Origin of the sequence: Paraburkholderia monticola, from assembly GCF_001580545.1 — a bacterium.
In the GTDB taxonomy this organism is placed as follows: domain Bacteria; phylum Pseudomonadota; class Gammaproteobacteria; order Burkholderiales; family Burkholderiaceae; genus Paraburkholderia; species Paraburkholderia monticola.
Map to the genome: position 1 here is coordinate 26096 of NZ_LRBG01000005.1, position 13671 is coordinate 39766.

The window sequence follows — 13671 nt, forward strand, 5'->3', positions numbered from 1 at the left end:
GTTCCTCGCCTTATTTGCCGCCGAGCGTTACAAACAGGGTCAGGAGCCCCAACATGCCGATGATCATGGCGAACGCGTAGTGGTAGATGTAGCCGGATTGGAGGAAGCGAATCACGCTAGCGAACCAGCCGATAAAGCGTGCGCTGCCGTTGACGATGCCGTCGATCACGACCACGTCGCCTTCCTTCCACAGACCCCGGCCGATGGCCACCGCACCCCGCGCAAACACGACTTCGTTGATCTTGTCCATGTAGTACTTGTTATCGAGCAACGTGTAGATCGGGCCGAATGCGCGCTTGATAACAGCGGGCAGATCCGGACGAACCAGATACAGGAACCAGGCGACCACGACACCAGCGAGCGCGAGCCACACCGGCAGACCCGACACCGAGTGCAGACCCATCGACGCCCAGCCCTGGAATTCTTCGGCCATCTCATGCAGCGCCGGATGGTTCTCGCTGATGTAGATCACCTTGTCGAACGCGACGCCGTGCTGGAAGAAATCGCCGAACAGCATCGGACCGACCCCGATCGCGCCGATCACGATCGACGGAATCGCCAGCAGCACCAGCGGCACCCACACGACCCAAGGCGTTTCATGCGGCTCGTGAGCGTGGTCGTCGTGACCATGGCCGTGGTCGTCGTGGCCGTGCGCGCCGTGTCCATGCGAAGCGGCTTCGGCGCCCATCGGCGATTCCGGGTGCTTCGGACCGCGGAAGCGCTCCTCACCGTGGAACACCATGAAGTACATACGGAACGAGTACAGCGCAGTCACGAACACGCTTGCGACGACCGCGAAGTACGCGAAACCCGAACCCGGCAGATGCGACAGCTTCACCGCATCGATGATCGAGTCTTTCGAGTAGAAGCCCGAGAAGAACGGCGTGCCGATCAGCGCCAGCGAACCGACCAGCGACGTGATCCACGTGATCGGCATGTACTTGCGCAGGCCGCCCATGTTGCGCATGTCCTGATCGTGGTGCATGCCGATGATCACCGAGCCCGCGCCGAGGAACAGCAGCGCCTTGAAGAACGCGTGCGTCATCAGGTGGAACACGGCAACCGAATAAGCCGAAGCACCGAGCGCAACCGTCATGTAACCGAGCTGCGACAGCGTGGAATAGGCGACCACTCGCTTGATGTCGTTCTGGACGATCCCGAGGAAGCCCATGAACAGTGCGGTAATCGCACCAATGACCATGACGAACGACAGCGCCGTATCCGACAGCTCGAACAGCGGCGACATGCGCGTGACCATGAAGATACCAGCCGTCACCATGGTCGCCGCGTGAATCAGCGCGGAGATCGGCGTCGGGCCTTCCATCGAGTCCGGCAGCCACACATGCAGCGGGAACTGTGCCGACTTACCCATCGCGCCAATGAACAGGCAAATGCAGGCGACCGTCAGCAGGCCCCAGTCGGTACCCGGAAAGCTCAGCGCCGCGAGTTCCGTGCGCTTCGCGAAGACTTCGCCGTAGTTCATCGAACCGGCGAACGCGAACAGCAGGCCGATACCGAGCAGGAAACCGAAGTCGCCGACGCGGTTCACGATGAACGCCTTCATGTTCGCGTAGATCGCGCTCTCACGCTTGAAGTAGAAGCCGATCAGCAGGTACGACACGAGACCCACCGCTTCCCAGCCGAAGAACAGCTGCAGGAAGTTGTTGCTCATCACGAGCATCAACATCGAGAACGTGAACAGCGAGATATACGAGAAGAAGCGCTGGTAGCCATCGTCGTCGGCCATGTAGCCGATCGTGTAGATGTGCACCATCAACGACACGAAGTTCACTACGCAGATCATCATCGCGGTCAGCGAGTCGACCAGGAAACCGACTTCGAGCTGCGTCTTGCCGATCGACATCCATTGATAAACGGTCGCGTTGAAGCTCGCGCCGTCCATCACCTGAAAGAACACCATGACCGACAGGACGAACGAAATCGCGACGCCGAGGATCGTGACCGAATGCGCACCCGCTCGCCCTATCGCCTTGCCGAACAGCCCCGCGATCAGGGACCCGGCGAGCGGCGCCAGCGGAATTGCCAACAGCAGGTTTTCATTAAGTATCGTGGACATAACCGCTTTTCCTGAAATTAACCTTTGAGCTGATCGAGATCCTCGACATTGATCGTGTCGAGACTACGGAACAGGGTCACCAGAATTGCGAGACCGATCGCCGCTTCGGCTGCCGCAACCGTCAGCACGAAGAAGACGAAAATCTGGCCGTGCACGTCGCCCAGGTAGTGCGAGAACGCGACGAAATTGGTGTTCACCGCGAGCAGCATCAGTTCGATCGCCATCAGGATGATGAGGACGTTGCGGCGGTTCAGGAAAATGCCGACGATGCTGATCGCAAACAGGATCGCGCCGAGGACAAGGTAATGAGCAAGGGTCAACATGATTTCTATCTCCTGTCCGCTCAGCTGTTCTTGGCCGCTGCCGAGTCGGCTGCTGCTGCGGCTGCCGCGGCAGCCGCCTGTTCCGCCGCGATGGTCGCGGCGGTTTTCTCTGACGGCATCTTCACGACGCGCACGCGGTCCTGGGCACGCACCTTGACCTGGGCGCTGACGTTCTGACGCTTGCTGTCCTTCTTGTGGCTCGTGGTCAGCGCAATCGCCGCGATGATGGCCACCAGCAGAATCAGGCCGGCGACTTCGAATGCGAAGATGTAGTCGGTATAGATGATCTTGCCGATCAGGCGCGTATTCGACCAGTCGCCCATACCAGCGGCGGCGGAGGCCGTGTCGTGCAGCGCCGTGGCGGTCGCGCCGTAGCCGTGCCACAGGATCAGCGCGGTTTCGACCACGATGATCGCGCCGACCGCCGAGGCCATCGGCACGAAACGTTTGAAGTCCTTGCGCAGCACGTCGAGATTGATGTCCAGCATCATCACGACGAACAGGAACAGCACCATCACCGCGCCGACGTAGACCAGCACCAGCAGGATCGCGAGGAACTCGGCCTCCAGCAGCATCCAGATCGCGGCTGCGTTGAAGAACGCCAGCACCAGAAACAGTGCGCACGCCACTGGGTTGCGCGAGGTGATCACCTTCAGCCCTGAAACTACCAGGAGCAGCGCGAAGATGTAGAACAGTACGGTCGTGAATTCCATGATTACCGGTTCATCGTTAGGCCATCGTCAGGCATTGTTCTTTGGCACGCGTGATGGGTAAAAGCGGACAAAACCGCCAGAACCGCCACACAGGTGCGCCGTGCCGCGGCGTCCAGGCCGCGGCGGTCGGCCCGACAGCAGGCCGTGTTACTGCGTTTACTGCCGCAATTACTGCATCAGCGGGAAAGCGCTTCAACGATACGGTGCGTCGGCTGCCTTGTTGGCGGCGATCTCTGCTTCGTAACGATCGCCAACGGCCAGCAACATTTCCTTCGTGAAGTACAGATCGCCGCGCTTCTCGCCGTGATACTCGAGAATGTGCGTCTCGACGATCGAGTCGACCGGGCAGCTCTCTTCGCAGAAGCCGCAGAAGATGCACTTGGTCAGGTCGATGTCGTAGCGCGTCGTGCGGCGCGTGTTGTCCGCGCGCGTTTCGGATTCGATCGTGATCGCGAGCGCTGGGCACACTGCTTCGCACAGCTTGCACGCGATGCAGCGCTCTTCACCGTTTTCATAGCGGCGCAGCGCATGCAGACCGCGGAAACGCGGCGAGATCGGGGTCTTCTCTTCCGGGAACTGCACGGTGACCTTGCGCTGGAACGTGTAGCGTCCGGTCAGCGCGAGGCCTTTCAGCAGTTCCGTGAGGAAGAAAGTCTTGAAGAAGTTTTGGATTGCGGTCATAGGTTCGTCCGCCCTTTATTTCCAGATGTTCAACGGCGACATGATCCAGAAGCCGACTACCACGAGCCACACCACGCAGACCGGAATGAAGACCTTCCAGCCCAGACGCATGATCTGGTCATAGCGGTAGCGCGGGAACGTGGCACGCGCCCAGATGAACACCGACAACAGCAAGAAAACCTTGGCGACGAGCCAGACGACGCCCGGGATGAACGACAGGAAGCCGAACGGTGCGCTCCAGCCGCCGAGGAACAATGTTGCAGCCAATGCCGAGATCACGATCATGTTGATGTACTCGGCGAGGAAGAACAGCGCGAACGCCATCCCCGAGTAATCGATCATGTGGCCCGCGACGATTTCCGATTCGCCTTCCACCACGTCGAACGGGTGACGGTTCGTTTCGGCGATGCCCGAGATGAAGTACACGACGAACATCGGCAGAAGCGGCAGCCAGTTCCATGACAGGAAATTCAGGCCGTGCGAGGCGAAGAAGCCCTGCTCCTGCGAGCCGACGATGCCCGACAGATTCAGCGTGCCGGCCGTCATCAGCACGACCACGAGCGCGAAGCCCATAGAGATTTCGTACGAAACCATCTGCGCGGCGGCACGCATTGCGCCGAGGAATGCGTATTTCGAGTTCGACGCCCAGCCGGCCAGAATCACGCCATAGACGCCGATCGACGAGATCGCCATCGCGTACAGCAGGCCCGCGTTGATATCGCCGAGTACCGCGCCCGCCTGGAACGGAATCACCGCCCAGACCGCGAACGCTGGCACCACCACCATGATCGGCGCGATCAGGTAAATCCAGCGGCTCGCCTGAGCCGGCTGGATCACTTCCTTGAGCAGCAACTTCAGCACGTCGGCGATCGGCTGCAAGAGGCCGGCGGGGCCGACGCGGTTCGGACCGAGACGCACGTGCATCCAGCCGATCAGCTTACGCTCCCACAGAATCAGGTAGGCGACGCACAGCAGGATCACGACGGCCACCACCAGGATGCGCACGAGCGCCCACACCGTGGGCCATGCCACACCGAGAAGTTGGGCGCCGCCCGAGTTGATCGTATCGAACAAGCTCATTTACGCCTTCTCCACCACCAGTTCACCGAACAGGCTGCCCAGCGCTGCACCGGCAGGCGTAGCCGCCGATACGCGGACGACCGTCTCCGCAAGATTCGCGTCGCGCACGGCCGGCAACTGCACCGCTTGCTCGCCCTGACGAACGCGTACCGCGTCGCCCTCTTTCAAACCCAGTTTGTCGAACAACCCGGCCGGCAGGCCAACCGAGTTCGCCGTACGGGCCGCCGCGGTCAGATGCAGCGACTCGGCGCGACGCACAAGCGCATCGGCATCGTAGATCGGCACGTTAGCGAGACGCTCGAACTTGCCTTCCGCCGCCTTCACGGCCGTGCCGCGCGTGACCGCAACGCCGGTGCGGTTCGACAGACGCGAACTCAAATCGCCGTCGCCGAGCGCAGCCGCCCGTACGTCCTCGACCGTGTCATATTCGAAGCCCGGCGCGCCGAGCAGGCTGCCTAGCACGCGCAACACCTTCCAGGCCGGGCGCGTGTCGCCAAGCGGACGCACGACGCCGTTGAACGCCTGCACCGTGCCTTCCGCGTTGACGTACGCGCCACCCGTTTCGGTGAACGGCGCGATCGGCAGCAGCACGTCGGCGTAGTCGGCGCCGGTCTGGAACGGCGACATCACGACGACCATCTCGGCCTGCTTCAGCGCGGCAAGCGCCTGCGCCGGATTGGCGGTGTCGAATTCCGGCTCGAGGTTCAGCAGCAGATAGCCCTTGCGCGGCTGCTCGAACACTTCTCGCGCGTTCAGACCACCCTCGCCCGGCAGTGCGTTCACGAGATGCGCGCCAACCGTGTTGGCCGCTTCGGTGAGGAAACCGAGCGTAGCGCCGGTCGCCTCGGCAATCCATTGCGCCGCGGCGTGGATCGCCGCGAAGTCCGGATGACGGACCGCCTCGTTGCCGAGCAGCACGACGCGGTGCGCGCCCGTGCTGAGCGATTTCGCGACCCGCTTGTGCGCGTCGCTCGGCTGCGTGCCCGCGAATGCTTCCGGCAGCGCGACGCCCTTCGCTTCGCCCACCGCGCCGGCGATACCGGCGAGCGCGTCGAGCCACGCCGACGGCGCTGCGACGACGCGTTGCGCCTGCGGGATCATCGAGTCGTCGTTGGTGGCCTGGATCAGTGTGAGCGCCGAGCCGCCACGTGCGACCTGGCGCAGACGCGCGGCGAACAGCGGATGATCGCGGCGCAGATCCGAACCGATCACGAGCGCCGCATCGACGTTCGACAGATCGGCGATCGTGCTGCCGAGCCACGGCGCGCCGGTAACGGGCGCCGAGAAATCCGACTGACGCAGACGGAAGTCGACGTTCGGCGTGCCGACCGCTTGCGCGATCTGCTTCAACAGGAACAGTTCCTCGACCGTGCTATGGGCGCTCGACAGCGCCGCGAGCGCGCTCGCGCCGTGGTCGCCCTGGATGCCCTTCAGACCCTTGACCACGTATTCGAGCGCGGTCTGCCAGTCCGTTTCGACCCACTGGCCGCCCTGCTTGAGCATGGGTCGGGTCAGACGCTCGGGGCTGTTGAGGCCTTCGTACGAGAAGCGGTCCTTGTCCGAAATCCAGCACTCGTTGATCGCTTCGTTTTCGAACGGCAGAACCCGCATCACGCGATTGTTCTTCACCTGCACGATGAGGTTCGCACCGACGGAATCGTGCGGGCTCACCGACTTGCGGCGCGACAGCTCCCACGTACGGGCGCTGTAGCGGAACGGCTTGCTCGTCAGCGCGCCGACCGGGCACAGGTCGATCATATTGCCCGAGAGCTCGGAGTCGACCGTCTTGCCGACGAACGACGTGATTTCCGAATGCTCGCCGCGGCCCAGCATGCCGAGTTCCATCACGCCGGCGACTTCCTGGCCGAAGCGAACGCAACGCGTGCAGTGAATGCAGCGCGACATTTCTTCCATCGAGATCAGCGGGCCTACGTTCTTGTGGAACACCACGCGCTTTTCTTCGCTATAGCGCGACGACGACTTGCCGTAACCCACCGCCAGATCCTGCAGTTGGCATTCGCCGCCCTGATCGCAGATCGGGCAATCGAGCGGATGGTTGATCAGCAGGAATTCCATCACGGCTTGCTGGCCCTTCACCGCCTTGTCCGACTTGGTGCGCACGATCATGCCGGCCGACACGGGTGTCGCGCACGCGGGCACTGCCTTCGGCATCTTTTCGACATCGACCAGACACATCCGGCAATTGGCCGCAATCGACAGCTTCTTGTGATAGCAGAAGTGAGGAATGTAGGTGTCGACCTTATGCGCAGCCTGGATCACCATGCTGCCTTCAGGCACCTCGACTTTCTTGCCGTCTATTTCCAGTTCAACCATGATGGTCAATCTTCCTTAACCTGTTACCGCTCAATCGTTCGCCTGTTCATCGCCCGCTTCTGGCGATGAATCCTGCGGTTGAGGTGTTCGTCTGGTAGTTATTCGTCAGCCAAACCTGTCGGCCCGACTCAGGCTGCCACTGTTTCGGGCGCCGCCGCCGTGCCGGCGTGACCGCCGACGAGGCAATGCTTGTGGGCGACGTGATATTCGAATTCGTCCCAGAAGTGCTTGAGCATGCCCCGCACCGGCATGGCGGCCGCGTCGCCGAGCGCGCAAATCGTGCGGCCCATGATGTTCTCCGCGACAGAGTTCAGCAGATCCAGATCTTCCTGGCGGCCGAGACCATGCTCGATACGATGCACCACGCGATACAGCCAGCCCGTGCCTTCACGGCAAGGCGTGCATTGACCGCACGACTCTTCGTAATAGAAATACGACAGACGCAGCAGCGAGCGCACCATGCAGCGCGTCTCGTCCATCACGATCACCGCGCCCGAGCCGAGCATCGAGCCGGCCTTCGCGATCGAGTCGTAATCCATGTCGGTGTGCATCATCATGTCGCCCGGAATCACCGGTGCCGACGAACCACCAGGAATCACGGCCTTGATCTTCCTGCCGCCGCGCATGCCGCCGGCCAGTTCCATCAGCGTCGCGAACGGGGTGCCCAGCGGAATTTCGTAATTGCCCGGACGCTCGACGTCGCCCGACACCGAGAAAATCTTCGTGCCGCCATTGTTCGGCTTGCCGATTTCGAGGTAATTCTGCGGGCCGATGGCCAGCAGGAACGGCACCGCCGCGAAGGTTTCGGTGTTGTTGATCGTGGTCGGCTTGCCGTACACGCCAAAGCTCGCCGGGAATGGCGGTTTGAAGCGCGGCTGACCCTTCTTGCCTTCGAGCGATTCGAGCAGCGCGGTTTCCTCGCCGCAGATATACGCGCCGTAACCGTGGTGCGCATGCAGCTGGAACGAGAAGCCCGAGCCCATGATGTTGTCGCCGAGGAACCCGGCTCGGCGAGCTTCTTCCAGCGCTTCTTCGAAGCGCTTATAGACTTCCCAGATCTCGCCGTGAATGTAGTTGTAGCCGACCGTGATGCCCATCGCGTACGCGCCGATCGCCATACCTTCGATCAGCGAATGCGGATTGAAGCGCAGGATGTCGCGGTCCTTGAACGTACCCGGCTCGCCTTCGTCCGAGTTACACACGAGGTACTTCTGGCCCGGGAACTGACGGGGCATGAAGCTCCACTTCAGACCGGTCGGGAAGCCCGCGCCGCCGCGGCCGCGCAGACCCGACGCCTTGACGTCGGCGATCACCTGTTCGGGCGCGATCTTTTCTTCCAGGATGCGGCGCAGCTGCGCGTAACCGCCGCGCGCCACGTAGTCTTCGAGATGCCAGTTGTCGCCGTTCAGGCCGGCGAGAATCAGCGGTTTGATGTGACGATCGTGTAGTGCCGTCATTTCGAAAGTTCCTCGAGCAGCTGGTCGATCTTCTCGCGGCTCATGAAGCTGCACATGCGATGGTTGTTCACCAGCATCACCGGCGCGTCGCCGCACGAACCCATGCACTCACCTTCTTTCAGGGAGAATTTGCCGTCGGGCGTGGTTTCGCCGAAGTCGATGCCGAGCTTCTGCTTCAGATATTCAGCCGCGCTCTCGGAACCGCCGTCCGGACCGAGCTGGCACGGCAGGTTCGTGCAGAGCGTGATCTTGTACTTGCCGACCGGCGAGGTCTCGTACATCGTGTAGAAGGTCGCTACCTCCTGCACGGCGATTGCCGGCATGCCGAGATAGTCCGCGACGAACTGCATGAGTTCGGGCGACAGCCAGCCATGCTCTTCCTGAGCAGTGGCCAACGCCGACATCACGGCGGACTGTTTCTGATCGGCGGGGTACTTCGCGATCGCACGATCGATTTCTTTCAGGCCTTCAGCTGAGATCATTTTCAGACACGACTCTTTCAATTCCTACCGAACGAAAACCTGTCGCCAACGTCATACTGCGACAGACCCGGCGTTCCTTTGCTTGACGCGCGTGGCGGCGCGAAGACCGCAGGCACGCGTCGATGAATACACCTTAGCGATCCACTTCGCCGAACACGATGTCCTGCGTGCCGATGATCGTCACGGCGTCGGCGATCATGTGGCCGCGCGCCATTTCGTCGAGCGAGGACAGGTGCGCATAGCCCGGCGCGCGAATCTTCAGGCGATACGGCTTGTTGGCGCCGTCCGAGATCAGGTAGATGCCGAACTCGCCCTTCGGATGTTCGACTGCGGCGTACGCCTCGCCTTCCGGTACATGGAAGCCTTCGGTGAACAGCTTGAAGTGATGGATCAGATCTTCCATGTTCGACTTCATGCCGACGCGCGACGGCGGCGCAACCTTGTGATTGTCCGTCATCACCGGGCCCGGATTTTTGCGCAACCATTCAATGCACTGTTTCGCAATGCGTGTGGATTGGCGCATTTCCTCGACGCGTACCAGATAGCGGTCGTAGCAATCGCCATTCACGCCAACCGGAATATCGAAGTCGAGCTTGTCGTAGACTTCGTACGGCTGCTTCTTGCGCAGATCCCACTCGATACCCGAGCCACGCAGCATCGCGCCGGTCATGCCGAGCTGCAGCGCGCGCTCCGGGCTGACCACGCCGATGCCGACCAGACGCTGTTTCCAGATCCGGTTGTCGGTGAGCAGCGTCTCGTACTCGTCGACGCACTTCGGGAAGCGCGTGAAGAAGTCGTCGATGAAGTCGAGCAGCGAACCCTGACGGTTCTCGTTCATCTTCGACAACGCCTTCGCATTGCGAATCTTCGACGCCTTGTATTGCGGCATTGCGTCAGGCAGATCGCGATAGACACCGCCCGGACGATAGTAAGCCGCGTGCATCCGGGCGCCGGACACCGCTTCATACACGTCCATCAGGTCTTCGCGCTCGCGAAACGCGTACAGGAACACAGCCATTGCGCCGACGTCGAGCGCGTGCGCGCCGATCCACATCAGGTGGTTCAACACGCGCGTGACTTCGTCGAACAACACGCGGATGTATTGCGCGCGCAGCGGCACGTCGATGCCGAGCAGTTTTTCAATCGCAAGCACATAGCCGTGCTCGTTGACCATCATCGACACGTAGTCGAGACGGTCCATGTACGGCACCGACTGGATAAACGTCTTGCTTTCGGCGAGCTTCTCAGTCGCGCGATGCAGCAGACCGATGTGCGGATCGGCGCGCTGGATCACTTCGCCGTCGAGTTCGAGCACGAGACGCAGCACACCGTGCGCTGCAGGGTGCTGCGGGCCGAAATTGAGCGTGTAGTTCTTGATCTCTGCCATGACGTTCTCTTAGTGTTTCAGGCCGCCATAGTGATCCTCGCGGATCACGCGCGGCGTGATTTCCCGCGGCTCGATCGTCACCGGCTGATAGACGACGCGCTTCTCTTCCGGGTCGTAACGCATTTCGACGTAGCCGGAGACCGGGAAATCCTTGCGGAACGGGTGACCGATGAAACCGTAGTCGGTCAGGATGCGGCGCAGGTCCGGGTGACCTTCGAAGACGATGCCGTACAGGTCGAATGCTTCGCGCTCGTACCAGTTAACCGAATTCCAGATGTCGACGACGGACGGCAGGATAGGCATGTCGTCGTCCGGCGCGAACACGCGCAGACGCAGGCGCCAGTTGTTCTGCACCGACAGCAGATGCAAGACGGCCGCAAAACGCGGACCGTCGTAAGCGCCGTCGGCATAGGTTTGATAATCGACGCCGCACAGGTCGACACACTGCTCGAAACCGAGCGAGCGGTCGTCACGCAGACGCGTTGCCACGTTCAGGTAATCGCTCGCCTTCACGACGATCGTCAACTCACCGATTGCTTCGGTGGTGCTCAACAGGAGGCCGCCAAAGGCCGCCTCGAGGTTCGCTTTCAGGGTCTCGAGTTTGCTTGCCATATTGTGGGGAAGGCGTTGGCCTTATTGACGGGCGATGGTGTTGGTGCGACGAATCTTGGCTTGTAGCTGGATCACGCCGTACACCAGCGCTTCCGCTGTGGGCGGACAACCCGGCACGTAGACGTCGACCGGGACAATTCGGTCGCAACCGCGCACCACGGAGTACGAGTAATGGTAATAGCCGCCGCCGTTCGCGCACGAACCCATAGAGATCACCCAACGCGGCTCGGCCATCTGATCGTAGACCTTGCGCAGAGCGGGTGCCATCTTGTTGCACAGCGTGCCGGCGACGATCATCACGTCCGACTGACGCGGACTCGGACGAAACACCACGCCAAAACGGTCGAGGTCATAACGGGCAGCACCCGCATGCATCATCTCGACCGCGCAGCACGCAAGCCCGAACGTCATCGGCCACAGCGAGCCAGTGCGCGTCCAGTTGATCAGTTTGTCTGCCGTAGTGGTGACAAACCCTTCCTTCAAGACCCCTTCGATACTCATTTGCTTTCCACTCCAGACGGGGCGGCAAGCCTGGCCACCCACGCAAACCGGCGATTAATCCATCATTCCCAGTCGAGGCCGCCCTTCTTCCAGATGTAGGCAAAGCCAAGCAGGAACTCGAGCAGGAAAATCATCATTGCAATGAAGCCCGTCCAGCCGATATCACGCAACGCCACACCCCACGGGAACAGGAACGCGGTTTCGAGGTCGAAGATGATGAAGAGAATGGCCACGAGGTAGTAGCGCACATCGAACTTCATGCGCGCATCTTCGAATGCTTCGAAGCCGCACTCGTACGGTGCGTTTTTCTCAGTGTCGGGCTTGTTGGGACCGAGAAGCTTGCCAATACTGACCAGTGCTACGCCTAAACCGGTGCCCACAATGAGGAACAGCAAAACGGGGAAATAGGCTGCGAGGTTCAAGACAATCCTCAATCGGTTGGTTCTGAGTGCCGTCAGGAGCATAGCACCCCTGACGCGAAATCACTTCCTCAACACACATGGCGCAAGCCATACAGCCGTACGCCAGAAGTGAAAATGCCAGCCGAAGCGAAGCAAACGGCTGGCATTTAGATAACATTTGGTGCCGACGGCGAGACTCGAACTCGCACAGCTTTCGCCACTACCCCCTCAAGATAGCGTGTCTACCAATTTCACCACGTCGGCACTATATGCAATCCGGGAAAACAACTTGTAAAACCCGCGAATCGCTTCAAGACTTGAATTGTAACTTGTTTAAGCAGATTGTTCAACGCACAAGAGCGCGTCTGCCGAAAATTTATTTCGGCACGCCCGTCGCCGGAACCGACGCAGGCGAAGCCGGCGCTGCAGGTGACGCTGCCACCGGAGCCGAGCCCGCAGCCGGCGCAGAAACCGCTACCGGCGCCGTGACAGCCGCGCCCAGCACGCCTGCCGACGGCTTCACGCGATACGCGCCAAGATAAGTAAGCGCCAGCGTCGTGACAAAGAACAGCGCCGCGAGTACCGCGGTAGTACGCGACAGAAAGTTCGCCGAACCCGTCGCGCCGAACAGACTGCCCGACGCGCCGCTGCCAAAAGCTGCGCCCATGTCGGCACCTTTACCGTGCTGCAGCAACACGAGCCCGATGACCCCGAGCGCCGACAGCAACTGAACGACGATAATCAATGTTTTCAAATACAGCATCACACTCACCTGAGTCTTTATTTAACCGCGCCGCACCGTGTGTGTTGCGCGAAATGGAGTCATCCTCGCCGAGGCGCCCTGCTTAACCGGCCAAGCTAGTCGCGGCCGCCGCCCTGCAGATCGCCAGGAAATCATGATCTTTCAACGACGCGCCGCCGATCAGGCCGCCGTCGATATCGGACTGACGGAACAGTTCTTCCGCGTTGTCCGGCTTGACGCTGCCGCCGTAGAGCAATGCCACGTCTGCCGCGCCCTTCGCCGCAAGACGCGCACGCAGAAACGCGTGTACGGCCTGCGCCTGTTGCGCCGATGCACTCTTGCCGGTGCCAATTGCCCACACCGGCTCATACGCAACGACGAGCCGAGCCGCATCGTGAGCCGACAGCCTCGCAAGCACTTCGTCGAGTTGCCCACCGACAACCCGCTCGGTCGAACCCGCTTCGCGTTCTTCGAGCGTCTCGCCGACACAGACGATTGGCGTCAAACCCGCTTCGAGCGCACGCTGCGTTTTGACCGCGACCAACTCGGCACTTTCGCGGTGATACGCGCGACGCTCCGAGTGACCGACGATCGCAAACGTGGCACCGAAGTCCGTCACCATCGGCGCGGCGACTTCGCCGGTATAGGCACCGTGCGTGAACGCGGACACATCCTGCACACCCCACACGACCGAACTTCCCTCGAGCAGCGACTGCGCCTGTGCGAGATAGAGGCTCGGTACGCACACACCGACGCGCACGTCGGCTGGCAATTCACCGGAGCCCTGCGCCACCGCCTGCAACAACGCGGTGTTCGCGGCGAGCCGCCCATGCATCTTCCAGTTACCGACTACCAGTTTGCCTCGTTGTTGTTTCGACATC

At 61.3% G+C, this 13671-nt stretch carries 14 protein-coding genes and 1 tRNA gene; all 15 read right to left on the reverse strand.

Annotation, left to right across the window (positions count from 1 at the left end; all coding sequences use genetic code 11):
• Positions 1–10: 10 nt before the first annotated feature.
• The 15 genes from nuoL to tpiA all read right to left on the reverse strand — a co-directional run bounded on the left by nuoL (position 11) and on the right by tpiA (position 13670).
• Positions 11–2077: an NADH-quinone oxidoreductase subunit L gene (nuoL, locus tag CI15_RS08415; protein WP_062126270.1), complete on the reverse strand. Its 2067-nt coding sequence runs from the start codon at positions 2075–2077 to the stop codon at positions 11–13.
• 17 nt (positions 2078–2094) lie between these two features.
• Positions 2095–2400 carry an NADH-quinone oxidoreductase subunit NuoK gene (nuoK, locus tag CI15_RS08420; RefSeq protein ID WP_062126273.1) on the reverse strand — a complete coding sequence of 102 codons (306 nt, stop codon included), beginning with the start codon at positions 2398–2400 and terminating at the stop codon, positions 2095–2097.
• Positions 2401–2420: 20 nt separating this feature from the next.
• Positions 2421–3113, reverse strand: a complete 693-nt coding sequence (locus CI15_RS08425) for an NADH-quinone oxidoreductase subunit J (protein ID WP_062126276.1) — start codon at positions 3111–3113, stop codon at positions 2421–2423.
• A gap of 192 nt (positions 3114–3305) precedes the next feature.
• On the reverse strand, positions 3306–3794 hold the full coding sequence (gene nuoI / locus CI15_RS08430) for an NADH-quinone oxidoreductase subunit NuoI (RefSeq protein WP_018431494.1): 489 nt from the start codon (positions 3792–3794) through the stop codon (positions 3306–3308).
• 15 nt (positions 3795–3809) lie between these two features.
• Positions 3810–4874: an NADH-quinone oxidoreductase subunit NuoH gene (gene nuoH, locus CI15_RS08435; RefSeq protein ID WP_062126280.1), complete on the reverse strand. Its 1065-nt coding sequence runs from the start codon at positions 4872–4874 to the stop codon at positions 3810–3812.
• The gene (gene nuoG, locus CI15_RS08440; protein WP_062126285.1) at positions 4875–7208 is read right to left on the reverse strand and encodes an NADH-quinone oxidoreductase subunit NuoG; all 2334 of its coding nucleotides are present in this window, start codon (positions 7206–7208) and stop codon (positions 4875–4877) included.
• Positions 7209–7336: 128 nt separating this feature from the next.
• Positions 7337–8665: an NADH-quinone oxidoreductase subunit NuoF gene (gene nuoF / locus CI15_RS08445; protein WP_062126288.1), complete on the reverse strand. Its 1329-nt coding sequence runs from the start codon at positions 8663–8665 to the stop codon at positions 7337–7339.
• The gene (nuoE, locus tag CI15_RS08450; protein WP_062126291.1) at positions 8662–9147 is read right to left on the reverse strand and encodes an NADH-quinone oxidoreductase subunit NuoE; all 486 of its coding nucleotides are present in this window, start codon (positions 9145–9147) and stop codon (positions 8662–8664) included. Before nuoE ends, nuoF begins: the two co-directional genes overlap by 4 nt.
• A 133-nt stretch (positions 9148–9280) precedes the next feature.
• The gene (locus CI15_RS08455) at positions 9281–10534 is read right to left on the reverse strand and encodes an NADH-quinone oxidoreductase subunit D (RefSeq protein WP_062126294.1); all 1254 of its coding nucleotides are present in this window, start codon (positions 10532–10534) and stop codon (positions 9281–9283) included.
• A 9-nt stretch (positions 10535–10543) separates the two neighbouring features.
• Positions 10544–11146 (reverse strand): NADH-quinone oxidoreductase subunit C, encoded by a 603-nt coding sequence (locus tag CI15_RS08460; protein ID WP_062126297.1) that lies wholly within the window; start codon positions 11144–11146, stop codon positions 10544–10546.
• Positions 11147–11167: 21 nt separating this feature from the next.
• On the reverse strand, positions 11168–11647 hold the full coding sequence (locus CI15_RS08465; RefSeq protein WP_006052903.1) for a NuoB/complex I 20 kDa subunit family protein: 480 nt from the start codon (positions 11645–11647) through the stop codon (positions 11168–11170).
• 62 nt (positions 11648–11709) lie between these two features.
• On the reverse strand, positions 11710–12069 hold the full coding sequence (locus CI15_RS08470; protein WP_062126300.1) for an NADH-quinone oxidoreductase subunit A: 360 nt from the start codon (positions 12067–12069) through the stop codon (positions 11710–11712).
• A 158-nt stretch (positions 12070–12227) separates the two neighbouring features.
• Positions 12228–12312: transfer RNA gene (locus CI15_RS08475), tRNA-Leu, on the reverse strand.
• A 112-nt stretch (positions 12313–12424) separates the two neighbouring features.
• Positions 12425–12811, reverse strand: coding sequence for a preprotein translocase subunit SecG (gene secG, locus CI15_RS08480; protein ID WP_062126303.1), 387 nt, complete (start codon positions 12809–12811; stop codon positions 12425–12427).
• A gap of 82 nt (positions 12812–12893) precedes the next feature.
• Positions 12894–13670 carry a triose-phosphate isomerase gene (tpiA, locus tag CI15_RS08485; RefSeq protein ID WP_062126306.1) on the reverse strand — a complete coding sequence of 259 codons (777 nt, stop codon included), beginning with the start codon at positions 13668–13670 and terminating at the stop codon, positions 12894–12896.
• Position 13671: the final 1 nt, after the last annotated feature.

What these genes read in the sequence shown, in the direction of transcription:
- nuoL (WP_062126270.1), bottom strand. Translation starts at nt 2,077, where the DNA reads ATGTCCACGATACTTAATGAAAACCTGCTGTTGGCAATTCCGCTGGCG.
- nuoK (WP_062126273.1), bottom strand. Translation starts at nt 2,400, where the DNA reads ATGTTGACCCTTGCTCATTACCTTGTCCTCGGCGCGATCCTGTTTGCG.
- CI15_RS08425 (WP_062126276.1), bottom strand. Translation starts at nt 3,113, where the DNA reads ATGGAATTCACGACCGTACTGTTCTACATCTTCGCGCTGCTCCTGGTA.
- nuoI (WP_018431494.1), bottom strand. Translation starts at nt 3,794, where the DNA reads ATGACCGCAATCCAAAACTTCTTCAAGACTTTCTTCCTCACGGAACTG.
- nuoH (WP_062126280.1), bottom strand. Translation starts at nt 4,874, where the DNA reads ATGAGCTTGTTCGATACGATCAACTCGGGCGGCGCCCAACTTCTCGGT.
- nuoG (WP_062126285.1), bottom strand. Translation starts at nt 7,208, where the DNA reads ATGGTTGAACTGGAAATAGACGGCAAGAAAGTCGAGGTGCCTGAAGGC.
- nuoF (WP_062126288.1), bottom strand. Translation starts at nt 8,665, where the DNA reads ATGACGGCACTACACGATCGTCACATCAAACCGCTGATTCTCGCCGGC.
- nuoE (WP_062126291.1), bottom strand. Translation starts at nt 9,147, where the DNA reads ATGATCTCAGCTGAAGGCCTGAAAGAAATCGATCGTGCGATCGCGAAG.
- CI15_RS08455 (WP_062126294.1), bottom strand. Translation starts at nt 10,534, where the DNA reads ATGGCAGAGATCAAGAACTACACGCTCAATTTCGGCCCGCAGCACCCT.
- CI15_RS08460 (WP_062126297.1), bottom strand. Translation starts at nt 11,146, where the DNA reads ATGGCAAGCAAACTCGAGACCCTGAAAGCGAACCTCGAGGCGGCCTTT.
- CI15_RS08465 (WP_006052903.1), bottom strand. Translation starts at nt 11,647, where the DNA reads ATGAGTATCGAAGGGGTCTTGAAGGAAGGGTTTGTCACCACTACGGCA.
- secG (WP_062126303.1), bottom strand. Translation starts at nt 12,811, where the DNA reads ATGCTGTATTTGAAAACATTGATTATCGTCGTTCAGTTGCTGTCGGCG.
- tpiA (WP_062126306.1), bottom strand. Translation starts at nt 13,670, where the DNA reads ATGTCGAAACAACAACGAGGCAAACTGGTAGTCGGTAACTGGAAGATG.